Origin of the sequence: Thalassospira sp. TSL5-1 (genome assembly GCF_001907695.1) — a bacterium.
Lineage (GTDB): Bacteria > Pseudomonadota > Alphaproteobacteria > Rhodospirillales > Thalassospiraceae > Thalassospira.
Genome location: NZ_KV880638.1, coordinates 733544 through 759199, shown reverse-complemented (window position 1 = coordinate 759199; position 25656 = coordinate 733544). Strand labels below are relative to the sequence as shown.

20 protein-coding genes are annotated in these 25656 nt (G+C 54.2%); 8 read left to right on the top strand and 12 right to left on the bottom strand.

From position 1 onward, the window contains the following. Nucleotide 1: 1 nt before the first annotated feature. The 5 genes from phoU to LF95_RS12970 form a co-directional block, all read right to left on the bottom strand. Nucleotides 2–733, bottom strand: a complete 732-nt coding sequence (phoU, locus tag LF95_RS12990; protein WP_073955490.1) for a phosphate signaling complex protein PhoU — start codon at nt 731–733, stop codon at nt 2–4. 20 nt (nt 734–753) lie between these two features. Beyond that, nucleotides 754–1560 (bottom strand): phosphate ABC transporter ATP-binding protein PstB, encoded by an 807-nt coding sequence (gene pstB / locus LF95_RS12985; protein WP_083607677.1) that lies wholly within the window; start codon nt 1558–1560, stop codon nt 754–756. 1 nt (nt 1561) lies between these two features. Further along, the gene (pstA, locus tag LF95_RS12980) at nt 1562–2908 is read right to left on the bottom strand and encodes a phosphate ABC transporter permease PstA (RefSeq protein WP_073955489.1); all 1347 of its coding nucleotides are present in this window, start codon (nt 2906–2908) and stop codon (nt 1562–1564) included. Continuing rightward, nucleotides 2901–4280 carry a phosphate ABC transporter permease subunit PstC gene (gene pstC, locus LF95_RS12975; protein ID WP_073955488.1) on the bottom strand — a complete coding sequence of 460 codons (1380 nt, stop codon included), beginning with the start codon at nt 4278–4280 and terminating at the stop codon, nt 2901–2903. The genes pstA and pstC overlap by 8 nt, the downstream gene beginning before the upstream one ends. A gap of 143 nt (nt 4281–4423) precedes the next feature. Beyond that, nucleotides 4424–5455, bottom strand: a complete 1032-nt coding sequence (locus LF95_RS12970) for a PstS family phosphate ABC transporter substrate-binding protein (protein WP_073956259.1) — start codon at nt 5453–5455, stop codon at nt 4424–4426. 515 nt (nt 5456–5970) lie between these two features. Between LF95_RS12970 and LF95_RS12965 the strand changes: the two genes are divergently transcribed. Next, on the top strand, nt 5971–6300 hold the full coding sequence (locus LF95_RS12965; protein ID WP_073955487.1) for a hypothetical protein: 330 nt from the start codon (nt 5971–5973) through the stop codon (nt 6298–6300). A gap of 58 nt (nt 6301–6358) precedes the next feature. On the opposite strand, the gene LF95_RS12960 is transcribed toward LF95_RS12965, so the two are convergent. The 4 genes from LF95_RS12960 to pyc form a co-directional block, all read right to left on the bottom strand. Next, entirely contained in the window at nt 6359–7828 is a 1470-nt protein-coding gene (locus LF95_RS12960; RefSeq protein ID WP_073955486.1) for a heterodisulfide reductase-related iron-sulfur binding cluster, read from the bottom strand. Next, a complete protein-coding gene (gene glcE / locus LF95_RS12955) occupies nt 7829–9100 on the bottom strand; it encodes a glycolate oxidase subunit GlcE (RefSeq protein ID WP_073955485.1) in 1272 nt (423 codons plus the stop codon). Nucleotides 9101–9193: 93 nt separating this feature from the next. Then, entirely contained in the window at nt 9194–10678 is a 1485-nt protein-coding gene (locus LF95_RS12950) for an FAD-linked oxidase C-terminal domain-containing protein (RefSeq protein ID WP_073956258.1), read from the bottom strand. A 12-nt stretch (nt 10679–10690) separates the two neighbouring features. Further along, nucleotides 10691–14158, bottom strand: a complete 3468-nt coding sequence (pyc, locus tag LF95_RS12945; RefSeq protein ID WP_073955484.1) for a pyruvate carboxylase — start codon at nt 14156–14158, stop codon at nt 10691–10693. A gap of 455 nt (nt 14159–14613) precedes the next feature. Here pyc and LF95_RS12935 point away from each other — a divergent pair, with 455 nt between their 5' ends. The 3 genes from LF95_RS12935 to LF95_RS12925 all read left to right on the top strand — a co-directional run bounded on the left by LF95_RS12935 (nt 14614) and on the right by LF95_RS12925 (nt 17688). Continuing rightward, complete coding sequence (locus tag LF95_RS12935) at nt 14614–16017, top strand: cache domain-containing protein (protein ID WP_083607676.1); 1404 nt, start codon at nt 14614–14616, stop codon at nt 16015–16017. 118 nt (nt 16018–16135) lie between these two features. Continuing rightward, a complete protein-coding gene (locus LF95_RS12930; RefSeq protein WP_073955482.1) occupies nt 16136–16810 on the top strand; it encodes a response regulator in 675 nt (224 codons plus the stop codon). Between the two features lie 152 nt (nt 16811–16962). Beyond that, nucleotides 16963–17688 (top strand): Crp/Fnr family transcriptional regulator, encoded by a 726-nt coding sequence (locus LF95_RS12925; RefSeq protein ID WP_252509754.1) that lies wholly within the window; start codon nt 16963–16965, stop codon nt 17686–17688. Nucleotides 17689–17719: 31 nt separating this feature from the next. Here the strand turns inward: LF95_RS12925 and LF95_RS12920 are convergent, their stop codons facing one another. From LF95_RS12920 to LF95_RS12910, 3 genes are all read right to left on the bottom strand, one after another. After that, nucleotides 17720–18424 (bottom strand): hypothetical protein, encoded by a 705-nt coding sequence (locus LF95_RS12920; RefSeq protein ID WP_073955481.1) that lies wholly within the window; start codon nt 18422–18424, stop codon nt 17720–17722. Nucleotides 18425–18744: 320 nt separating this feature from the next. After that, on the bottom strand, nt 18745–19053 hold the full coding sequence (locus LF95_RS12915; protein ID WP_073955480.1) for a hypothetical protein: 309 nt from the start codon (nt 19051–19053) through the stop codon (nt 18745–18747). A 149-nt stretch (nt 19054–19202) separates the two neighbouring features. After that, nucleotides 19203–20309: a hypothetical protein gene (locus tag LF95_RS12910; protein ID WP_252509753.1), complete on the bottom strand. Its 1107-nt coding sequence runs from the start codon at nt 20307–20309 to the stop codon at nt 19203–19205. A gap of 534 nt (nt 20310–20843) precedes the next feature. Here LF95_RS12910 and LF95_RS12905 point away from each other — a divergent pair. The 4 genes from LF95_RS12905 (at nt 20844) to LF95_RS12895 (ending at nt 25496) form a co-directional block, all read left to right on the top strand. Continuing rightward, nucleotides 20844–22586, top strand: coding sequence for an ABC transporter substrate-binding protein (locus tag LF95_RS12905; RefSeq protein WP_252509752.1), 1743 nt, complete (start codon nt 20844–20846; stop codon nt 22584–22586). 45 nt (nt 22587–22631) lie between these two features. Further along, nucleotides 22632–24998: an ATP-binding protein gene (locus LF95_RS12900; protein ID WP_073955477.1), complete on the top strand. Its 2367-nt coding sequence runs from the start codon at nt 22632–22634 to the stop codon at nt 24996–24998. A gap of 70 nt (nt 24999–25068) precedes the next feature. Further along, nucleotides 25069–25308 carry a hypothetical protein gene (locus LF95_RS22820; RefSeq protein ID WP_143182035.1) on the top strand — a complete coding sequence of 80 codons (240 nt, stop codon included), beginning with the start codon at nt 25069–25071 and terminating at the stop codon, nt 25306–25308. Then, complete coding sequence (locus LF95_RS12895) at nt 25281–25496, top strand: hypothetical protein (RefSeq protein WP_073955476.1); 216 nt, start codon at nt 25281–25283, stop codon at nt 25494–25496. Before LF95_RS22820 ends, LF95_RS12895 begins: the two co-directional genes overlap by 28 nt. Nucleotides 25497–25656: the final 160 nt, after the last annotated feature.

The window sequence follows — 25656 nt, the reverse complement described above, 5'->3', positions numbered from 1 at the left end:
GTTATTCCCCTGCCTCGTTGGGTTCAATCACGGCAAAATTGGCAGCATCGTTTTTGGGACGGCCATCCACCGGCAGATCCTCGCCCTTGATGCGGTAATAGATCGTTTCGGCAATATTGGTGGCATGGTCGCCGATGCGTTCGATGTTTTTGGCAATGAACAAAAGATGGGTCGATGCGGTAATGTTGCGCGGGTCTTCCATCATGTAAGTCAGCAATTCGCGGAACAGCGAATTGTACATATCATCCACTTCCTGGTCACGGGCCCACACGCGCTGGGCTTTTTCCGCGTCATTCTCGATATAGGCGTCCAGAACATCCTTGATGATTTCCTGTGCCAGACGGGCCATGTTAGGAATGACCTGAACCGGGCGGATCGGCGGGATCTGGTTCAGAACCTGGGCGCGCTTGGCGATGTTTTTGGCAAGATCACCAATGCGTTCCAGATCATTTGACAATTTAAGCGCGGTTACAACCTGGCGCAAATCATCGGCCATTGGCTGACGCAGGGCCAGAACACGCACAGCGAAATCCTGAACTTCCTGTTCCAGCTTGTCGATGCGCAGGTCTGAAACAATGACCTGTTCGGCCAATTCGGAATCGCGCTTGGAAATCGCGCGGATCGCCGAAATCAGCTGGCTTTCGGCCAGGCCGCCCATCTGGGATATGATATTGTTCAACCGGGTCAGTTCTTCGTCGAATGAACTGACAATATGGGTTTCTTCTTTTCTCATGGAATTACCTCCTGCCCGGATTAACCGAAGCGACCAGTGATATAACCCTTGGTCCGTTCATCTCTCGGGTTGGTAAAGATTTGGTCCGTTTCGCCGACTTCCACAAGTTTACCCAAGTGGAAAAAGGCCGTGCGCTGCGACACACGCGCGGCCTGCTGCATGGAGTGTGTGACGATGACAATTGTGTAGTTCGAACGCAGCTCGTCGATCAGTTCCTCGACCTTGGCGGTCGCAATCGGATCCAGCGCGGAACACGGTTCATCCATCAAAATAACTTCGGGGCTGACCGCAACCGCACGCGCAATGCACAGGCGCTGCTGCTGACCACCGGAAAGACCCGTCGCCGGTGATGCCAGACGGTCTTTGACTTCTTTCAGAAGGCCAGCCTTTTCCAGCGAGGTCATGACGATTTCGTCAAGTTCGTCGCGGGAATTGACCAGACCATGAATGCGCGGGCCATAGGCCACGTTATCGAAAATCGATTTCGGGAACGGGTTGGGTTTCTGGAACACCATGCCGATGCGCGCCCGCAACTGCACCACGTCGATTGATTTATCGTAAATGTCGCGTTCATCCAGTGTGACCTTGCCATTGATGGTCACGCCATCAATGGTGTCGTTCATGCGGTTAAGGCAACGCAGGAAAGTGGATTTGCCACAACCCGACGGACCAATCAGCGCGGTGACTTCACGTTCAACAACATCCAGATTGACATCATAAAGGGCCTGATTGTCGCCATAAAACAGGTTGAGGTCACGGGCCGCCATTTTGGATTTGCCGCGCGTTTGCGAAGCGTTTGTCATTGCGTCAGCAGTTACAACAGCCATTTTACCACTTCCGTTCAAATTTCTTGCGCAGGAACACAGCCAGCCCGTTCATCAGGATCAGGAAGGCCAGCAATACCATGATCGCCGCAGAGGTTTTTTCAACAAAGGCACGCTCGGGGCTATCTGCCCACAGATAGATCTGCACCGGTAAAACCGTTGCCGCATCCATCGCACTGCCCGGAATATCAACAATAAAGGCCACCATACCAATCATCAAAAGCGGTGCCGTTTCACCCAGTGCCTGGGCCATGCCAATAATCGTCCCGGTCAAAATACCCGGCATGGCCAGCGGCAGCACATGATGGCTAACCGTTTGCACCGGCGACGCCCCCAGGCCCAAAGCGGCCTGACGAATTGACGGCGGAACCGCCTTGATCGCGGCACGGGCGGCAATGATGATGGTTGGCAGGGTCATCAAGGCCAGGGTCAAACCACCCACAACCGGGGCAGAACGCGGCAGGTGCATGACATTGAGGTAAAGCTCAAGGCCGAGCAAACCAAACACGATGGACGGCACCGCTGCCAGATTGTTGATATTGACCTCAATAATCTGGGTCAGACGGTTTTTCGGGGCAAATTCCTCAAGGTAAATGGCAGCAGCCACCCCAATCGGAAAGGACAGGATCAGTGTGACAAACAGGGTATAAAAAGAGCCAACAGCCGCCCCCCATATACCGGCCAATTCCGGTTCGCGGGAATCGCCGTTGGTGAAAAAGCGGGTATGGAACCGTTTTTCAATTGCCCCGCTATCGGTTAATGCCTGAAACCACGAGATCTGGTCGTCATCAAGGCGGCGGCTCGATTCTTTGGTATCAGCACTGATATAGCCCTTGTTGAGCATATCAAAATCATCGCCAGCAATCAGCCAGACCTTGCGGGTCTGCCCGATCAGGGAGGGGGTTTCCATCACCCGTTCGCGCAAATCATAGGAAGCACCGCTTGAAACGATGTCATATAGCTTGCGTTTTTCTGACCGCGACGTGACATCTGGAAACTGCTTGCGCAGGGCTTCCTTGATCAGCGCATCAAAATTCGCCCGGCCAATAACCGCCGGATCACGGGTTCCATCCGGGTCGATGACTGCCGGATCAAACGTAACCTCAAGCTGCACATAAGTCTGGACAAAGGCGCTATAGCCCTTGGACACAATCGAATAACCCAGCATAAGCAGTGCCGACAGTGCCAGCAGAATCGCAACCAGACCATAGGTCTTAAATCGCCGTTCGGCAGCATAGCGTTTTTTGACATTGCGGGTAATTTCGGCACTGTCCCAGTCAACCGGCTTACGCATGTTGGCAGCATCGGAACCAGCGGCGCGATCTTCCATAAGAGATGCCATATCAGTCATATTTCTCGCGATACTTCTGCACAACCTTCAGGGCAAAGACATTCAACCCCAGGGTAACAAGGAAAAGAACCAGACCAAGAGCAAAGGCCGACAGGGTTTTGGCACTGTCAAATTCCTGGTCGCCGACCAGCAGGGTCACAATTTGTACCGTAACCGTAGTTACAGCCTGAAGCGGATTTGCCGTCAGGTTTGCGGCAAGACCAGCGGCCATCACCACAATCATGGTTTCACCAATTGCCCGGGAAACCGCCAGCAGGATGGCCCCAACAATACCGGGCAAGGCCGCCGGAAAAATGACCAGACGAATGGTTTCCGACTTTGTCGCGCCCAAACCATAGGAGCCATCGCGCAGCGACTGGGGCACCTGCGACATCACGTCATCCGACAGTGAGGACACAAACGGAATAATCATGATGCCCATCACCAGGCCCGCCGCCAGCGCACTTTCCGAACTGACACTCAGCCCGAGAACGGCACCGCTATCGCGCAGGAAGGGGGCAACCGTCAGGGCCGCGAAAAAGCCGTAAACCACGGTTGGCACACCGGCGAGAATTTCCAGGGCCGGCTTCGCCCAGGCCCTAAAGGTCGATGACGCATATTCCCCCATATAAATGGCGGAAAACAGGCCAACCGGAACCGCTACCAGCATCGCAATAAAGGTAATCAACAGCGTCCCGGCAAAAAGCGGGATCATGCCAAAGGCACCCTCGGACGCCACCTGGTCGGCGCGGATCGCGGTTTGCGGGCTCCATTCCAGACCAAACAGGAAATCAACCGGGCTGATTTTGCTAAAGAAATGCAGGGCTTCAAACAACAGCGAAAACACAATGCCAAGCGTTGAGAGAATGGCGATGGCCGAACAGCCGATCATGAGATACCGCACGATCCGTTCGACATTGTTGCGCGCCCGCATGTCGGGAAAAATACGGCGATAAGAAAGGGTCAAGCCCAGCAATGCAACCGACAGCAACACCACAATCAGTGCGCTGTTGGAAATGGTGTGCAGAGTTGCCAGCCGCTGCCCGGCTTCAACAACTTCGGGGGCAACATCCAGATGGGCGGCATTGTCGGCCGCGATCAGGGAAATGGCATTCAGCGCCAAAGACAACTTGCCCGGATCCGAGGTGATGTCGGCTGGCAGATCACTGACGATCAGCGCCTGTACCACGGAGCCCTGCAGCGCATACCACACAAACAGCAAGGCAAGTGCGGGCAGACCACACCACAAAGCGGTATAGGTGCCATAATGAACAGGCAGCGAATGCAGGTTGCTATAGCGTCCGCCGGAAAGGGCGACGGCTCTCTGTCGTCCAAAGACAAAAGAGAGCGCAGAAAGCAGCGCAATCCCCAGCAACAAGAAAGTCAAAGACATTATGTTATTCCATTTGCCTGAAGGAAACCGTCCCGGAATGGGCATTCCCAGTGCGTGTGGGCAAAATAGTCAAAAAATACAGTTTTTAAACAAAGAAACCGGCGGCAGCCCAAAACAAGGGCCGCCACCGGCAGGATATCAAATTACATGCTGAGCGGGGTCAGGTTTTTCGCAGCTTCGCGAACCTGTTCACGTTCAGCTTTTTCCATCGGGATCAGGCCACGATCCGCAAGGTAGCCTTCATCGCCCCAGGCTTTGTCCGAGGTGAACTGGGCGACATATTCTTCCATGCCCGGAATGGTGCCGACATGGGCGTTCTTGACATAGAAGTACAGCGAACGCGAAACCGGGTAAGACCCATCGGCAATGGCTTCAAAGGTCGGCGAAACGCCACCAATTTTGGAACCATGCAGCTTGTCGCCATTCTGGTCGAGGAACGAGAAGCCGAAGATGCCCAGAGCAACCGGGTTGGCTTCAAGTTTCTGAACGATCAGGTTGTCGTTTTCACCAGCTTCGATATAGCCACCGTCTTCACGTACACCGCCACAAACGGCTTTGTGCTTGGCTTTGTCGGCTTTTTTCAGCTCGGCAATGACCGGGAATTCGTCACAGGCTTCTTCAAGTACCAGCTCGGTAAAGGCATCGCGGGTACCGGAGGTCGGCGGCGGCCCGAGGACTTCGATCTTTTCGTCCGGCAGGGACGGATCGATTTCTTTCCAGTTGTTATACGGGTTTTCGATCAGTTCCTTGCCATCCTTGGACGGAACGATTTTCGCCAGCGCCAGGAAGATCTGTTCCTTGCTCAGTTCAAACTGCGGTGCAGCTTTGGAGTTGGCAAGAACGATGCCGTCATAACCGATTTTAACTTCGGTAATCGCTTCAACGCCGTTTTTGGCGCAGGTTTCAACTTCGGACTTTTTAATGCGGCGCGAAGCATTGGTGATGTCGGGTGCCTGTTCCCCAACGCCTGAACAAAACAGCTTCAAGCCACCGCCGGAACCGGTCGATTCAATAACCGGCGTTTTGAAAGAAGTGGTCTTGCCGAATTCTTCCGCGACAGCGGTTGCGAACGGAAACACAGTGGACGAGCCAACGATACGAATCTGATCGCGCGCATGTGCGGCGCCGGTCAAGGCAACGCTCGCGAGTGCTGCAATAGCGAGTGTCTTCTTCATGTAAATCCCCATTTGTGTGTTCCATCAAGGAACGGTGCAACGATCTGCGAGGCGGACTTTACAGTTATGCTCTTACCGTATTGCGTCAGTTTTATTAAGGTTATGTTACAGTGATTCAGAACCGCAAAAACCGGTATTTTTATATTTAAAAACAAATCATTAACCACGCCCCAAAACCGCCGGAAAACTGCGTCTCCCCCAAATTCCCGCGCACACAAATGGTTGTATGACATCAAATGTGACAAAGCATAAACTCAACCAAAAGATCATGCGCTCTATGAGTCGCCCACCTTTTAATTAAAATCGCCACTCTCCCCCACAACCGCCCAACCATTTTAAGCCGTGTCAGCTTCTTACCGGAATGGGCAATTTTCGCGCAAAAGAGCCAAAAAATTTTATCGCAATCGTTGTATTCGGATATATTGCCCAGCAGGGACAGCCCGACAAAAAACAGGGCAAGCAAAAGCAACAATAACGACCAGGCCGCAGAGCCCATTCAGGACAGGGAGAGAAACGTGACTAAGCAGCTTGAGGCGCTAAAGGAAAGCGTCGATAAATTGTCGGACGAGATGGGCGAAATGTCCCAAATGGCGGCCCGGCATTTTGATGAATTGCATAATGCGGTCAATAATGTCGCAAGCCATACCGTGGCAATGGAAGCCATCATTTCGGCGATGCTTGCCAGAATCGAGGTTGACCCACAGGCGGTTAGCAACTGGATACGGGCCAAAACAGCCGAATTTTCGGTCCCTGAACAAGGTGAATCTGTTGCCGAATCCATTGCCCGCGATTTTCTGAACAATAATATGGCATCAACCCGCACCAGCACCCCGAACATGCCCTAAGCTGCAGGAACCCAAGTTTCCCCAAGGACATAGGGGAGCATCGGCCCTGCTTGCACCTTTATTGCGAAAGCTTTAGCGGGCGCGGCCCGCCGGTCGCCCAATCGAGAAGCTGGACAGTGTGAATAACCTTCAGGTCATCGGTTTCAAGCTGGATCATGCAACCAATATTGCCGGTTGCCACGATGTCGGGTTTGGTATTGCGGATATTGGCCTGTTTACGATCACGCAACTGGGCAGAAATTTCAGGTTGCAGCAGGTTATACACCCCGGCAGAGCCACAACATAAATGCGCCTCGGCAATTTCAAGCACTTCGAACCCGGCCTTACGCAGCAAATCACGCGGCGGATGAATAATTTTTTGCCCATGCTGCATCGAACAGGCGGAATGATAGGCAACCCGCCATTTTCGCGCTGCGACAGGAGCAGACGCGGCCGTCATCTTCCCGCCGGAAGGCGATGAAACATCACGAACCGCCCCCTCCAAAACCGAGGCGGGCGCAGGCGATGGCGCGGTTTTCGGCATCGATATCTGCTCGTTTGCCAAATGATGCTCAACATCAACTGCCTCGGTCGTGTGGAGTGGCGAGATCAAATGAGCCGGAAGATCAATCCGGGCAAGATATTCGGTAATATCGCAGGCAAGACCGGCAATTTTGGCCGCCTTTGCGGCCCATTGGCTATCCTGGGCCAGCATGGTGCCGTAATCCTTCACTGTCGTGCCACAGCCCGAGGCGGTAATCACAATCGCATCCAGCCCCTCGCCGCCCGCTTCGGCCAGTTCGCCATGCCATGCAGCAATATTGGCAATCGCCTGGGCGTGGGATTGCGCCTCGCGGCCCATATGATGCACCAGCGACCCGCAACACCCGGCCCCCTTGGCCACCACAATTTCTATCCCCAACCGGGTCAGCAGCCGAACCGTGGCCTCGTTAATTTCGGTTTCCAAAACCTGCTGGGCACAGCCGGTTAAAATGGCGACACGGCCCTTGCGCGGCCCCTGTGCAGGAATCACCTGTGGCCTATCCACCCAACTGGGCGGCGGCAAGGGACGCGCGCCCATCTTAACCATACCGCGCAAACGCCCCGGCATCAGGCCCGCAAAGGGGGCCGCCAGTTTCGCGCCCAGCAGAGAGATGCGAAACAGCGACGGACGCGGCACCACCCAGGCCAGAAGTTTGCGCAACCAGCGATCGCCAACCGGGCGCCGATAGGTTTTTTCAATATGGGCGCGGGCATGGTCAATCAGGTGCATGTAATCCACCCCCGACGGGCAGGTCGTCATGCAGGACAGGCAGGAAAGGCAACGATCGAGATGCCGGACAACACGCTCATTGGCCGGTTTGTCATTTTCCAGCATGTCCTTGATCAGGTAAATGCGGCCCCGCGGGCTATCAAGCTCGTCGCCCAGCGTAACAAAGGTGGGGCATGTGGCGGTACAAAAACCGCAATGCACACATTTGCGCAAAATCTGTTCGGACTGGGCCATCGCCGGATCGGCAAGCTGCTGAGACGTAAAATTCGTTTGCATTTATGCCCCCGCGCCCTGATGTGCTGGTGCCATGCGCCCGGGATTAAGAATGCCGAACGGATCAAAATTTTCGGAAATTTTTTGGTTAACACGCACAATTTCAGGTGAAAGCGGCTGAAAAACCGGAATTTCCCGACGTATATCCTCTGGCGCACGCACCAGCGTGGCATTGCCACCCGCCTGTTGCACAATCTCGCGGATGTGCGCCGCCATTGACGCATCGCATTGTGCACATTCTAGCCAAACCAGCCCCCCGGCCCAATCCAGCATCACATCCAATTGCCCCAAACCAGCCAGCCTCCGCAATGCCCCAACCACAGCAGCCCCGGATGCGGGCGGAACGGATATACGCCATAAAATGCCATCACGCCCCTGCAAGGGTGTTACATCGGCAATCGCCTGCCACAGGGGCAGACTATCGGCCACCGGCAAAATGGCATGCTCCCCGATCGTGCCCAATAACCGCGACAGGGCATCTGCCCGCCAATTCACCGACTGCTCCGGTCCTTCCAGTCGCAAGGCAAGGCAGTTTTGCGACTGTGCCGCAATTTCCAGAATGGCCGCATCCTTGCAGTCATCAGCAATTTCAGCAATTAGGGACGCTGGCACCCAGGCCGCCCCCGAGACTTCGTTTTCGCTGCCCATTGCCGCCGTCATTGCCTGCCCGGCAGATGAAACATCATCACAGGCAATAATGACCGTGCGGGTTGTTTCGGGCTGCGGCATCGCCTTTAGTGTTATGGTGTGCATGACTGCCAGTGTGCCAAACGACCCCGCCATCAATTTGGACAGGTCAAAGCCGGTCACGTTCTTCATCACCCGGCCACCGGATTTAAAATCTTCCCCCCGGCCACTGATAGCGCCAAAACCCAAAACATGGTCCCGCGCCGCCCCCACCTTTAACCGGCGCGGGCCCGATAAATTGCAGGCAACCAGCCCGCCCAATGTCCCGGACCGGGAACCTGCCCCATCGCCCAGCAACAAAGGAAAATCGCCCGGTTCAAACTGGAATTGCTGGTTATTTTCAGCCAATACAGCGGCAATTTCGGCAAGCGTTGTGCCAGCATGGGCGGAAATTACCAGTTCTTCGGGCTGGTAAAACAAAATGCCGGTCAGCTTTGAAAGGTCCAGTACATGCGATGCCGCAACCGTATGACCATAAGCACGTTTGCTGCCCTGCCCGATAATTTCCAGCGGCACTTTGTCCGCGACGGCCCAGGTGATGGCCTCTCGCAATTGCACCGGGCTGGTCGGGGTGATTGTTTCAGCCATATCGGCTTCCTCTCCTGGGACGCGATGCCGGTTTTGCGGGGCCGGGCACGGCGTTTTTGGCGTTTATTATGCGTATTTCCGGCTTTGTGCCGGTTAAAATCGCGGAATATCGGGAAATTTTGCCGCAACAGACCGGGCATGCAGGGTTTTAAGCTCCCCACAGCCATGCAGAACCGGAAAAACCTTGCCGGGATTAAGCAACTGATCCTCGTCAAAGGCCAACTTCAGGCGCTCCTGATGTTTTAAATCATCCTCGGTGAACATTTCCGGCATCAGGTCACGTTTTTCAATGCCAATGCCATGCTCGCCCGACAGGCAACCACCAACCTCGACACATAATTTCAAAATATCGGCGCCAAAGGCCTCGGCCCGTTCCAACTCGCCGGGCTGGTTGGCATCAAACATGATTAACGGGTGCAAATTGCCATCCCCGGCATGAAACACATTTGCCACCCGCAAGCCATGCCGTTGCGCAAATACCTGCATTCCAGCCAAAACATCGGACAATCGCCCACGCGGAATAGTTCCGTCCATACAGATATAGTCCGGCGAAATACGACCAATCGCAGGAAAGGCATTTTTACGGCCCGACCAAAACAGGGCGCGTTCTTCCTCGCTTTCGGAAATGCGCGAATAAACGGCACCACATTTTTGCGCGATGTCGCCCACCCGCCCGATCAGATGGTCCACCTCAATTACCGGGCCATCCAGTTCCACCAGCAGCAGCGATTCCACATCTAGCGGATAACCGGCATGGACAAAATCCTCGGTCGCGCGGATGGCGGGCGCATCCATCATTTCAAGGCCGCCGGGGATAATGCCGCTGGCAATGATTTTTGCCACGCAATCCCCACCGGACTGATTATCGGGGAAACCCAGCAGCATGGCGCGTGCGGTTTCGGGTTTGCGCAAAATGCGCACGGTAATTTCGGTCACAATGCCCAAAAGCCCCTCGGACCCGGTAATGATCCCCATCAGGTCATAACCCGGTGTATCAAGGCCCTTGCCGCCAAGGCGCAAAATGTCCCCTTCGACGGTGACCATTTCAAGACCCAGCACGTTATTGGTGGTCAGCCCGTATTTCAGGCAATGCACCCCGCCGGAATTTTCGGCGATATTGCCGCCAATGGAACAGGCGATCTGGCTTGATGGGTCCGGGGCGTAATAAAACCCGCGATGTTCCACCGCACGGGTGATACCCAAATTCGTCACACCGGGCTGAACGACACAGGCACGATTATCCCAGTCAATATCCAGCACCCGGTTGAATTTCATCATGCTAATCGTAATGGCATCGGCCATGGGCAGGGCACCGCCCGAAAGGCCGGTGCCAGCCCCGCGCGGTACCACGCGAATTTTGTTTTCATGGCAATATTTCAAAATTGCCGCGACCTGCCCGGTATTTTCGGGCAGCACCACAATCATCGGCAATTGGCGATAGGCCATAAGCCCATCGCATTCATATGGCCTGAGCGCATCTTCCTCGGCAATAACCGCACCGGATGCGGGCACAATGGCCCGCATCGCTGCGATAATTTCCTTGCGCCGGGCAAGAACGGATTGGTCCGGCTCAGGCATTTTCAGCATCGATTACTCCGTCAGTTCAACCAGCAGGTCCTTGCTATCGACCTGCGTGCCCGCCGGGGCGTGAATTTTCGCCACCGTCCCGTCTTTTTCGGCATGCACGGCAGTTTCCATTTTCATCGCTTCCAGCGCGCAAATCACATCGCCCGCCTTCACCTTCTGTCCTTCGGTCACGGAAACCTCAACCACCAGGCCCGGCATCGGGGCTGCGATATGCAGGCCATTGCCATCTTCGGCCTTGGGCCGTGATTTGCCCGAAACTGCCAGTTTGTTATCCGCCACCTTCACGGTACGCGGCTGACCGTTCAGCTCGAAAAACACGGTGCGCTGGCCTTCATCGTCGCCAAATTCCGACGTTGCCAGATAGCGAATGACAAGGGTTTTGCCCTTTTCGATATCGACCGAAATTTCTTCGCCCTGGCTCATGCCATAGAAGAAAACCGGGGTTGGCAAAATCGATACATCGGCATTGTGGCTGCGATGTTCGGCATATTCCAAAAACACCTTGGGATACATCACATAGGATGCGACCTCGGCATCGCTGATATTGCGATGGGTTTTCTTTTCGATCTCGGCCTTGGTGGCGGCGAAATCAACCGGCTTCATATGCTTGCCCGGCCGGTCCGTCAGGGCTTCGCCGCCCTTTAGCACCTTGCGCTGCAAGGCTGGCGGGAAGCCCCCCACAGGCTGGCCAATTTCACCGCGGAAAAATGAAATCACGCTATCGGGGAAGGCGATGTCCTTTTTCGGGTCCAGCACATCCTCCTCGCTCAGGCCCGATGTCACCATCATCAGGGCCATGTCGCCCACCACCTTGGAACTTGGCGTGACCTTGACGATATCGCCAAACATCTTGTTGACCTTGGCATAGGCCTTGGAAACTTCGGGCCAGCGTTCCTCAAGCCCCACTGCACGGGCCTGATGGCGCAGGTTGGTATATTGGCCGCCCGGCATTTCATGAACATAAACATCGGACGTACCGCTGCGAATGTCGCTTTCAAAGCCGGTATAATAACGGCGCACCTGTTCCCAATAGGTCGAAACCTCGCGCAGGGCCTCGTAACTCAGGCCCGGATCACGTTCCATGCCGCGATAGGCTTGCGCAATCGAACCAAGATTGGGCTGCGATGTCAGGCCCGACATGGAATCAAGCGCGCCATCAACCGCATCAACGCCCGCATCAATCGCCGCCATCACGGTGGAGGCGGCAATACCGCTGGTGTCATGGGTGTGGAAATGAATTGGAATATTGACCGTATCCCTGAGCGCCTTAAACAGCGTGGTTGCCGCCGCCGGGCGCATCAAACCGGCCATATCCTTGATGCCCAGAATATGCGCGCCGGATGCCTCAAGCTCCCGGGCCATTTCAAGGTAATAGTCCAGGTTATATTTCGACCGGTCCTTGTCAAAGATGTCGCCGGTATAACAAATCGCCCCTTCGCACAGCTTACCGGTACGCAGCACAGACTCCATCGCCACCTTCATGTTTTCAACCCAGTTCAGGGAATCAAACACGCGGAACAGGTCCATGCCATGTTCGGCGGACTGCTTGACGAAATAATCCACCGCATTATCGGGATAGTTGGTGTAGCCCACCGCGTTAGACGCCCGCAGCAGCATTTGCGTGAGGATATTGGGGACCTTTTCGCGCAGCTTGACCAAACGGTCCCACGGGTCTTCTTTCAAAAACCGCATGGCCACATCAAAGGTCGCCCCACCCCAGCACTCAATCGAAAACAGGTCCGACAGGCCATGGGCATAATAAGGGGCGATTTTCAACATATCGAAGGTCCGCATGCGTGTTGCAATCAGGGACTGATGAGCATCACGCATGGTGGTATCGGTCATCAAAACGCGCTTTTGGTCCTTCATCCAGCGCGCAAAACCTTCCGGCCCCAATTGATCGAGCTTTTGTTTGGTACCGGGGCGGATTTCCTTAAGGTCGATGGATTTGGGCATGACCGGCGGGTTGAAATTGGCCGGTTCGGCCCGACCTGCCACCTCGGGATTACCATTGACGCTGACTTCGCCAATGAAACGCAGCAGGCGGGTTGCACGGTCGCGGCGACGGGCGAATTTGAACAGTTCCGGCGTTTCATCAATAAAGCGGGTGGTATAATCACCGGCGCGGAATTTGGGATGGTTGATCAGGTTTTCAAGGAAGGCGAGGTTGGTTGTCACCCCGCGAATACGAAATTCGCGCAGCGCACGGTCCATACGGTCCACCGCTTCGCGCGGGGTACTGCCCCAGGCGGTGACTTTTTCCAGCATCGAATCATAAAAGGGCGTAATGACTGCGCCGGAATAGGCCGTGCCGCCATCCAGACGAATGCCAAAACCATTCGCCCCGCGATACACCTTGATCCGCCCGTAATCGGGGACAAAGCTGTTTTCCGGGTCTTCGGTCGTAATACGGCATTGCAGGGCGTGGTCACGCAGCTTGATTTTTTCCTGCCACGGAATACCCGTTTCGGACGGGAAGCCAATACGCCCGCCCTGCGCGATCAGGATTTGCGCCTTCACCAGGTCAAGACCGGTAACGCATTCCGTCACGGTGTGTTCCACCTGAATGCGGGGGTTAACCTCGATAAAATAAAACTTGGATGTATCCACATCCATCAGGAATTCGACAGTGCCAGCATTGACGTAATTTGCTGCCTTGCCCAGGCGCATCGCGGCTTCGCACAGCTCGGCCCGCTGGTCTTCATCCAGATACGGGGCCGGGGCACGTTCCACCACTTTCTGGTTGCGGCGCTGCACCGAACAGTCACGCTCAAACAAATGCACCAAAGTCCCGTGAGTATCGCCCAGCATTTGGACTTCGACATGGCGGGCCCGGCGGATCAGTTTTTCAAAGTAAATTTCACCATTACCAAAGGCGGCTTCGGCCTCGCGCCGTGCGGCCAGCACTTGCTTTGCCAGATCCTTGCCATTTTCAATAACGCGCATGCCGCGGCCACCGCCGCCCCAACTGGCCTTGAGCATAATCGGATAACCGACCTGCTTGGCAATTTTGGTGACTTCGTCCATGTCCTCGGGCAGGGCAGCCGATGCCGGCATCACCGGCACACCGGCCTTTTCGGCCAGGTTGCGCGCGGCAACCTTGTTACCCAGGGTGCGCATCACTTCGGAATCCGGGCCGATAAAGGTGATCCCGGCATCGGCACAGGCATCGGCAAAATCGGGGTTTTCCGATAGAAAGCCATAACCCGGATGAATGGCATCCACCCCGGCATCGCGGGCAACGCGCAAAATATCCTCGATATCCAGATAGGCACGAATGGGTTTGTTACCCTTGCCCACGCCATAGGATTCATCAGCTTTGAACCGATGCAGGGCAAAACGGTCTTCATCAGAAAAAATTGCGACTGTGCGTATGCCAAGTTCGTTGGCGGCACGTAAAACGCGAATCGCAATTTCACCGCGATTGGCAACCAGAAGTTTACGGATTTTCTTGGGTGCTGGACGTGACATTTACGACCGGACTCCTACCAGATATGAATGGCAAAAGCGGCCCTGAACGCCCCTGCCGAAAGCCAAGAGATACGCCACGATACGGTCCTGTAACGTGTTGCGGTGCGGAAACCCGGCAACACCGTATCCTGAGTGGCGAACGCAGATATGAATGAACGTTAAACGCGCATTCCATACCCGAAGTTCCTGGCGCCTGGTGGGCAGGCGACGCTTTTGATATATGCCCATTGCCCGGCCTCTGTCAAAACAGTTATTTCAATTGGTATTACCAATTTAACATTTTCAACGCCACAAGCTTTCCACGATGTGAAAACACCCTGCTGCAAAAACCGCAAAAAACGAGCATTTTATGACGTTTTTGCATTCTCGCACACAGACATGGCCTGCTTTTATGCTATTGTCTCGCCGCTTTGAGGGAGCCTTTCCATTATTCTTTAGTTGAAAACCGCCCAACCATGCCCAAGCTGAATTTGCGCCTGAAGTTTTTGTTGCTGTCAATTTTGCCATTGCTGTTGGCAGCAAGTGCAATTTCCGGGCTGGTCTTTGCCCAGGCGGAACGGTTGGCCAAGGCCGAAACCCGCACCTTTGAGCGCAACATTGTGGAAGCGCGCAAAGAAGAAATCAAAAGCTACATGCAATTGGCGATGGCGTCGATCAACCACATTTATTCGGTGGCAAGCCCGCTTGATGCCGTGTCAAAGGAGCGTGTCAAAACCATCATTGGCGACCTTTCCTATGGCAAAGACGGGTATTTTTTTATCTATGACAGCGACGGTACCGCGCTGGTGGACCCGCCAGAACCGTGGCATGTTGGGAAAACATACTGGAACCTGCGCGATATCAACGGCAATCTGGTTATTCAGGAACTGCTGAAAAATGCCGAAAATGGCGGCGATTTCCTGCGCTTCATCTGGGACAAACCCTCGACCGGCAAACCGGCCGAAAAGCTCGGCTATTCGCTGATGCTTGATAAATGGGGCTGGGTGATCGGCACCGGGATTTACATCGACGATATTTCCCAACAGGTCACAGAAATCGAAACCGAGGTCGCCGCCCATATCCGCGAAACCACCATTTCCATCATCGGCATTACGGTGCTGGCGGTCTTGCTGGTGGGCATTTCCGGCACGGTTGTCACCCTGTCCGAACGCAAACTGGCCGATGCGAAACTAAAAGAACTGGCCCATCGCGTGGTGGATGTGCAGGAAGAAGAACGCCTGCGCGTCTCGCGCGAATTGCATGATGGCATCAGCCAAATACTGGTGTCGGTGAAATATTCCATCGAACTTGCCAGCGACCGCATGCGACAAAACAAGGCCGATGCCGCCACCCACATCGAAAAAGCCGCCCAACGGTTAAAGGATGCCATACAGGAAGTGCGGCGTATCTCGCGCGATTTACGCCCCGCCGTGCTTGATGACCTGGGCCTGAAACCAGCGATTGAAAGCATGTGCACCGAGCTACAGGACCGATCCGGTATCCAGATTATGGTGAAATGCGACCCGGTTGAAAATGCGCTCACACCCGCCAAGAAAACCACGCTGTACCGTGTATTGCAGGAAAGCCTGACCAATATTGAACGCCATGCCGATGCCACTCATGTCAATGTGCGCATTCGCCGCGATAATGGCAGCGTGGTGATGACAGTTGCCGACAATGGCATTGGCTTTGAAACCAAAAGCTTTATTCGCAATCGCGACCCGCGTGCGGGCATCGGGCTTCGCAATATGCGTGAACGCATGGAATTTCATGGTGGCGGCCTGAGTGTGACATCCGAACGCGACGATGGCACAACCGTCACCGCCTATGTCCCTGTAACCCCCGGCACACCACCTTTGCCGCCAGCACTAAGGGCATAAGAAGCATTTTTTTGGCATTTTGCTGCTGCACCGCGGGCAATTTTATGCCTAATTGAATCTTCCCCGGTAACTTCGTCACGAAAACGCACCAACATACCGACAGGGACCGACACCAAAAATGGCACAAGACACTATCGTTTTTTCTTCGGAACGCCCGATCCGCATTTTGTTATGCGACGACCATGCCCTTGTGATGGATGGCATCCGGTCGCGCCTGGAGTGCTACGACCATATCTCGATTATCGGCGAAGCTGGCAACGGGCAACAGGCCCTGGAAATTGCCGGCAAGCAGCACCCCGATATCGTGCTGATGGATATTTCCATGCCAATTATGAACGGCCTTGAAGCCGCCGAACGTTTTCGCGAAACCCTGCCCGATATCAAGGTCATCATGCTGAGCATGCACGAAAACCCGGAATATCTGCGCACGGCAAAACAGGCCGGTGTGCGGGGTTTCATCCTTAAGGATGTTTCGTCAAACGATATGGTCCGTGCGCTTGAAACCATCGCCAATGGTGGCGAAGCCTATAGTCCGTCTTTTGATAAAATCGACATTACCGAAGAAATCAGCGAAGACGGCACGCCTTTAACCACGCGCGAACGCACTGTGCTGCGCCTGCTGGCCCGTGGAGCCAGCAACAAACATGTCGCCCGCGAACTTGATATCAGTGTCCGTACGGTTGAAACCCACCGCCGTAACATCAAACGCAAGCTCGATATCGACAGTTCGGCCGGCCTTGTTCGCTATGCCATCGAAAAAGGCCTTGTGACCCTTGATAGCGCCGCAGGATGATAAACAGCCCGGTTTTTGGCAGCCGTCTCTGAACTGTTATGAAAAACGGGCGATTGAATTTGATTTAACTAATGCTAAATAGTACAGCAGATTGAAGTGATTTCGTCAGTCTATCAGATCAGGGCTGACCTTGGCCCGAAAGGGGGGTATTCGTGTCCCAGAACGCTTTTCCCAAGCCCAAACCCGACATGCTGCGCTGTAAAAGCTGCGGAGTGCGACAACTGGCGCTGTTTACCGACCTGACAGACGAGGACTTTAAACTGGTTCACCAACCGGTTGATGAGGTTCGGGTTGCCAAGGGTAATGTTCTGTATCATGCCGATGACCGGGCCGACTGCCTGTTTACCCTGCGTTCCGGCCTGATCAAAATCACGCATTATTTGGTGGATGGTTCCCAGCGTGTCGTCCGGCTGGTGCGCCCCGGCGGCACCCTTGGCCTGGAGGCATTGGTTGCTGGCAGGTTTGCGCAAAATGCCGAAGCCCTGCAGGACAGTATTTTATGCCGCATTCCGGTTTCGGTTGTCGAAAAACTGGACCGCGAAAGCCCGCGCCTGCACAAACAGGTGCTGACCCGCTGGCACCAAACCGTTATGGATTCCGATCAATGGTTAACCCGGATGTGCACCGGGTCGGCACGCGAACGTGTGGCACGGCTATGCCTGTTCCTGGCCGAAGATGATAATGGCGAGCCCAGTGCATGCCATTTACCCGGGCGCGAAGACATTGGCGCCATGCTGGGCATTACAACCGAAACCGCCAGCCGCGTGATTGCAGATTTTCGCCGTCAGGGATTGTTAACCACGCATTCGCGCCGCGAATTCTCGGTTAATTTGGCCAGCATGCGCGATCTTGCCGGGGTTGAGGATTGGGCGGCATAATTTTCAGCCGTCAAAATATATATGCCGGGGTCTAACGGCGCATCGCGGCAGGCAGTGTTGTCTGAAATGCGGAATTTGGGCCGCAGGCATGGGACAATCGGCCATATTCCTCGGCGGTATCGATTTTGGCATGATCACGCTGGCGTCTGGCATCGATCTTTGCCAGCAAGGCCTTAAATTCAAGGCCATATTTCGACAAAAGACTGCGAATACGCGAGGATGCCATTTGAGCCGACAGAGGTGACATCCGGTCAAAATCATCGGTCACCTGATTTAAAAAATCCGGCAGTGCCTGGCGAATATCCAGCTCCATATGCTGATTAATCGCAACATGCTGGCCTTCATGGGCATAAACCACATCATATTCACAACTGCCCTTTTCAAGTTCGCTGGCAATGTAAACCAGATGCTCTGTCACGCTGACCGTCGGATGAATTAGCGCGGGTTGCAGGCAATAACGACCATTTCCAAGCGGAACCGGTTCGATGCGCATTTCAAATCGCGCCTGCATGGCATAACTGGTCAACCCGGTCACAAACCAGTTGGTATTGTGCGCATGTTGGCTGTTCAGCCAGCGCACCGAACGATGACGGTCCAGCTGTGGTGATTTTGGCTCAAAATCAAAGGCGATTTTGGGCGGTGTGACCGCAGGACAAGTGGCCGCATGCGCGGCCTGCCTGCCCGCCAACCCCTGCATCACCGTCATCAACAGGGCAAGAAGGCAGGCCGTCATCATAGACTGCCCGGTCTGAGGTCTTCTATTGGCACGGTCTCGCAGGCCCCTGTGTGCCCGCGATTTGCGGGCAGGTTTGGACCATAATCGATACAACAAAGCACTCACCCCGGCCAACCCCGTCCTCTCTGGCTGATAATGATCGGATGCAGCCCGCAAAAGCGGTTTAAGCCAACACATGACAGAAGCGCGCCTGATAACAATCCCCTTCAGGCCCGTGGCCACATCACAACAGAAAAATAAAGATGGGAACGATACCGGATATAACAATGCCCCAGCCATGCGCGAAACGATGCGCAATCGGGTAAAATAAGGCAAAGGGTTTAGGATTTCTCGTTCAGCCAGCGTCGCAACACCGCAATAACGCGGTCAGGTTCGGCATCAACCAGGGCACTGGCCCGTTTAACCAGATTTTGCTCTATACGGCCCTCGATACCATCCAGTGCCACGGTCACGGCGGTATCGGCATTGGCATCAGGCATGAGAGCAGACGGCGTACCCGGCGCAATCGACCTGCCCGGCCCGGCCACAGGCGTTAAAAATGGGGCGCGCCCAGGCAATTCGCGCGGCAGGGGCGGCGCGGGTTTGGCGGCCAGGGGCATAACCGGCCTATCGTCATCATCGCGGTTCATAAATGATTGTTGCGCCGATACCCGCCCAAAACAAGTGAATTGTCACGCATGGGAGATACTGCCAAACCGTTTGACACCCCCGAAAACCAGCCATCGTTACGCCTGAACCCCACTTTGCGCGCAGGCGTAACGACTGGTCGGCAGCCCTCTTAATGCAGGGTATGGCGGCGCTTTTTACCCGACGCACAATCACCGCAGGCGGCAACCAGCTTTTCCATTGCGGCGTCGGCTTCGTCATCATCAAGGTGATGCGACTTCATATTTTTCTGGATCTTGCGGCACAGTGACGGGCCTTCAGGGAAGGTTTCGTCGGTCCAGAAACATTTGGCCGGATCAAAATAGCCAATCTCGTCGAGGAACGAGACACCGTAATAATAGGCCGCCCCGACCGAGTTATAAAAACTGGTATCGTCGATAAAGCCGCCGTCGGCCGTCATCGACACATTCAGGCACCAGTCAAGCAGGTCGCCAATATCGGTGCTGGCCTGCTGGTGGGCCGCATCATCAACATGGGGCCAGCCCTGGGCAAAAATTTTGGCAACATCATAATTATTATGGTTATTGAAATCGCCGTTATGCTTCCAGCCATAAGGATATGTGCCGTCGCGCAACGCCAGAGTCGTGGCAAAAATCTGCGGCCAGCAGGCAACCTTGCCATGCTGATAGGAAATATTGTGGAAGGTCAGGCTCAAATCGGTACTTTTAACCAGCGGCCCGTCAGCCTGTTCAAACCAGGCGCCCCAATATCCGGTTTCGGAATCCTGCCAGTCATCCAGCCAGGCCTTATAAGCCGCGATATAGGCGTCGCTCAGGTCAAAGCCCTTCACATACTGGCGAAAATAATCGCGAATTTCACTTTTGAAGCACATCTCGGACAGGGCTGCCGTGACAGCTCCCAGCGCATCGCGCCGGTCCAGGCCATCGGCGTAAATCTTCGACGTCCGCTGATCATTGAGCCAGCTTTGCATCTTTTCAACAGTGGCGACCGGGGCCATAAAATCAAACGGATATTGCGGGGCAATGCCCTCGTCCGCCAGTTCATTAACCGCATCGATCATGGCATCGACCTTTAAAAACCACTGCGTATAACAAGGCCCCCATGATCCATCGACAGAGGATTGCCCTTCGGCCCAGTCCTGGTCGGTGTTCTTAAGCGACTCGGAAAGGCCCACGATGGCTTCTTCCAGCCCTTTCCAGTTTGCCGTGTATTGCAGCAGCCATTTACACTCTATCATCCTTTGGTCTGATGCTGCCATGCTGTTTCCCCGCGCCTGAAGGTCAGAAAGCTTCTTTTCCAAGGGTGACAGCCGGGCAGCATATTTTTTTTGTTCTGAAATATAACTTTGATCAAAAGCACAAAACTGCTTATTAATCATATCGTTGCAATCTATCATCTTAACTCGTCCTTAAATGGTGTTGCCCGCCAAATAACCGGCACATGTCGTTTCCAGACGCCACTTTTATAAAAACATTCCAGACATCTTTTCGCGAACACAATCGATTGCGTAACATCAAAACTTTACCCTGCGGCACTTTTTCTGTATTCACCACTTATGGATAGTCGGTACAATACCTAGCCGAATTTTGCGATACAAAAGAATAAATTAGTGGAGCCGCATGTGCCTCGAATAAAGTTGCCGAACCACATTTTAGTAATGGCAGTGGCACTCGCATTTGTTGCTGGCGCAAAAAGCAGCCAGGCCGCAAAGTTTGGACAGGCGCCTCAATTTGAGGCCGAAGTACAAAACCATCATTTGCCCCCAACGGAAAACCGCCTGCCGGTTATCCCGATGATTGTCTCCCCCGTAGACAGCCTTGGTCACTATGGCGGCACATGGCATATGGCGCAGCTAGCAAAGCGCGACTATGCCCTTTTGATCAGAACAATCGGCTATGAACCCCTCTTGCGCTGGACCCCGCAATGGACGGGGATCACACCAAATGTTGCGCTTTCCTATGACACAAACAGCACTGCAACCGATTTCACATTCCGGTTACGGCCAGGCATGCGCTGGTCTGACGGGGAACCTTTTAACGCTGACGATATTATGTTCTGGTACCAGGACATTTTGCTTAATCCGCAACTAAGCCCGCGCATTCCCGACTGGCTAACCAGCAAAGGCGAGCCTGTCGAGGTGGAAAAAATTGACGATACGACCGTCAAGTTTCATTTCACAGCCCCCTATGGCTTGTTCCCGACATTTCTTGCGCAACCAGAAGGTGTAGAACCGGTGTCCTATCCGGCACACTATCTGAAAGAATACCTTCCGAAATACAACCCCGATGCGGCGGCAGAAGCCGCCAAATTGGGCTACAAAAGCTGGCAGGAACGCTTCTTTGCCGTCTTTGGTCATCCTGGCAGCATTGACGAACCGTCGCGCTGGATGAACCCCAAGGTCCCGACGCTGAATGCCTGGGTTATGACCGGTGCCTATGGCAAACAGGACCCGTTAATTGCGGTACGCAATCCCTATTACTGGAAAATTGACCCGACCGGACGCCAGCTTCCTTATATCGACAGGGTTTCCTTCAAACTGGTCGACAGCAAATCCGATGCTGTCAAACTGGCGATGGAAGGCAAAATCAATATGCAGGAACGCCATATCAGCAACAGCGCCGAAGAAATTTTGGCCGTTCGCAAGGATATGTCCTCCTTCACCCTGATTGAAAGCGACATGAACAAACTGACCCTGTCGCTTAACCTTAATCATCAAAACAACGTCTTGCGGCCCCTGTTCCAGGACAAAAACTTCCGGATCGGCCTATCCCATGCCTTTGACCGCGATGCCATCATAGACCAGTTCATGCCCGACGCCGTGCCCCACCAGGCAGCACCGCGCCCGGAAAGCCCGCTTTTCCATGCGGTACTGGCACGACAATATATCACCTATGACCCCGACCTTGCCCTGGACTATTTCGCCAAGGCTGGCCTGACCAACCGGGATGCGCAGGGTTTTCTGCTCACTTCTGACGGGCACAGGGTAACGTTTAGCATCGATACAGTCGGTTCAACCCGCTTTGATACATTACAGGCAGTCGTGGCCTATTGGCGGGAACTTGGCATTGATGCGACGGCACGCGACCTGCCGCGGGACCAGTTTTATCAGATCCGCAAAAACAACCGGTTTGATGCCACCGCCTGGGGGGGCGATGGCGGATTGGATGCCATGCTGTTTCCCGTAAATTATCTTCCAATTTCAAAGGATTCGTGGTTCGCACCGGGCTGGGCGGCATGGTATGGTGATCACGATAGCAAAGACGCCACTGTGCCGCCGCAAATTGTGCAAAAACAGATGTCGTTTTACGACCGACTGAAATCGACTGCAGCCCCGGAACAGCAAAAAAGCCTGATGCGGGCGATACTCGACATCAGCGCGGATCAGTTTTATGTTATGGGGGTTGCATTACCGCCAAATCGCAAAGGTATAGTTGCGAACAATTTTAAAAACGTACCGAAAGTAATGCCTGCCGCCTGGAGTTTTGCCACACCGGCACCAACAAACCCGTCGCAGTATTACATTGAGGAAAAGTGATCAAGAATCGCCGGGGGACGACCGGATCAGGGCGTAGAGGGTAGCTTGAAAAAACTGTTCGACCGGCTGTTTGGGAGTCTGGCGTTCAAAATCGGTTTTGCAATTGTCATTGTCGAAACCATTTTTCTGGGTCTGTTTGGTGGATATTACATCCAGTATTTCGGGGCGGAAATTGATCGTCGCACAGCAGAGCAAATCAGTGCTCCTGGAAGGTTAATCCAGGAAGAGCAGCTCAAGATTTCCATTATCAGCGACAAGGTACAATTGCGCCGGTTGCTGGGCCCGCATGTCATCGATGCAATGGCGGTTGGCTTTGACGGAACCATTTATCATGCAATGGACCCAGGCCTGATTGGCAAAAACATTGCCAATCTCAAGGACTTTCCGACCGACTGGTTTGGCCCCGACCTTGTCGAACCCCGGCTTTTTACCATTAACGATGCTGGCGGACGCCAAATGGTCAGCATCACCCCGCTTTTCAGCCTCAATGCGACCCAGCCCTTCATGTTTGTTTATTTCAAGGTCTCCACCGTTGGCCTTGAAGAAAGCCAGCAACGCATGCAGTCGGTCCTGTTGATCGGGTCTGTCATGTGCCTGATTCTGACATCAGGGCTGATCTTTTTGCTGATGCAACAAACCGTTTTACGCCGCCTGAGCACGATGGCGCATTTTGTCAGCGATATTCAGTTTGGCAAAATCGGTGCGCGGTTGCGCCCTACCAGCCGCGATGAAGTCGGCGCGCTGGAATGCGGCCTTAATTCGATGGCCGAAAGCCTGGAGCGACGCACCACCCAGCATCAAACCGCACAAGACGCCCTGCGCGACAGCGAAGAACGGTTTCGCGATTTCACCCTGTCCTCGGCCGACTGGTACTGGGAAATGGGCCCAGACCTGCGCATTACCTTTGCCTCGTACAAATTTTACCAGTTGATCGAGGAACTGCATGGCTCCCCCCAAGGGCAGCGGTTTGATACACTGGGCCTGACGGCACGCGACCATGAAAGCTGGGGCGTGCTGATGAGCCGCCTTGAAAGCCACCTTGCCTTTCAGAACTTTGAATTTTCCTGGCAGGGCAAAGACCGCGAAACCCATTTTGGCCGCATTAACGGCGTGCCGGTTTTTGACATTGACGGCGGCTTTAAGGGCTATCGTGGCACCGGCAGCGATGTGACAGCCCAGCACAAGGCCACCGAAGAACAGCACGCCTTGCAGCGCCAGCTGGCCACATCGCAAAAACTCGAAGCTGTCGGCCAAATGGCCGGGGGTGTTGCCCACGAATTCAACAATTGCCTGGCAGGTATTCTCAGCTTTGCCGAGGTCGCCCGCGCGCGTATCGACGATCCGGCCCGTGTCGAAGAATATATCAATCACATTATTTCACTTGGTGAACGGGCCACCAGTGTTGCCGACCAGCTTTTGATGTTTTCACGTCGCAAGGTGGAACAGCCAACTGTGGTACAGGTCAACGAAGCTGTTCTGGAAATGGAGAAGCTGCTGACAACCCTGCTGGAACACCGCATCGAGCTTGAAATCTGGACCAGCGAAACACCGCTTTATACCCGCGTTGACCCGACCCAGCTTTCGGCCTGCATCCTCAATCTTGCCATCAATGCCCGCGATGCCATGCCGCATGGCGGGAACCTTCAAATAAGCTGCTCCTACGGCACTGTGCCCGCCCTTGACCAGCGCGACCCAATGGACGAAATCACCTATCCCGATTGCAAACCGGGTGATTATGTCGTCATCACGGTACAGGATACCGGAACCGGCATTCCTGACGAGATTCTTGACCATATTTTCGAGCCCTTCTATTCCACCAAGGAACCGGGCAAGGGTACGGGGCTGGGTCTGTCCATCGTTCACAACTGGGTCGAAGAATCCAATGGCTGCATTGATGTGGAAACGGTCGAGGGGGAAGGCACAACCTTCTCCATCTATCTGCCACGTTGCGAGGCTGGCACGGCAATAACCCCGACCATCAACAGCATCAGCTATCACCCGGGCAATGGTGAACGGGTTTTGATTGTCGATGACGAACCGTCGCTTAGAACCACGGCAAAGATCATTCTGGAAGATGCCGGCTTTAACGCCGTTTCGGCCGAAAATGCCGAAGCCGCCCTAAAAATTCTTGCCGCCCAAACAGATGGTGAGAAAATTGACGTTATTCTAAGCGATGTTGTGATGACCGGACTAAGCGGGCCGCAGCTTGCCATTGAAGCATTACGCCAATACCCGCATCTTAGCATCGTTTTCATGTCCGGTTATCCTGCCCGCACCCGCCAGGAAATGGAAAAAATGCTGGGCGAATATATTTTCGTCAAAAAACCATTCCGGCCAGCACAATTGCAAAAGGCCATTCATGAAGCCCTGGTGCAAAAGGCGGAACGCCGCCGGGATTTAAAGAGTAACTGATCACGCTGGCTCCATCCGCAGATGCAAAACGGCATAACAAACAGGCCGCGTCTTGAAACGGTGCAGCCTGATGCCCGTGCATTTCGATGAAAACGGGCCTTTTCGCCTCAAAATCAGCCAAACAGATTTTTCTTATACTTTTTCTTATACCTTTGTGACCGCCGTCACTTTAAAATGGTTAAGAAAGCCTTATATTCATTATAAAGCATGGCATTGCCCGCAAGCCGCTTTGCAACAAATTTCAAACGGCTTTACAGGGCAACGAATTAGGAAGCGCACAAAATGGTTAGTTCAATTGGTTCAGGTTTGAATTCTGCACAGCAGGCATTGTCTGACAGAGTGACACCGCAACGCGCCGAAGGCGCGCCATTGAGCTCCGCCGGTGCGTCGATGAAAAAGGCTGAAGGCCTCATGGAAAGCATCGCCTCGATCGTCACGGATTATCAGCCGCTTGAAACCAGCGGTCCTCGCGGAACACGCGTGAATATCGTGACATGACATCCCCGTTTCATGACCTCCCTCCCCGTTGGCTTCCACTGGGACAGCGTTAGGCGCTGTCCCTTTTCTTTTTAACCGCGCCGTTTTTCTGATCGTCTTCCGCGCGCCATATACAGAAACATGCCCGGCAAACTGAATGGTTCAGATTTTAATCAAAATC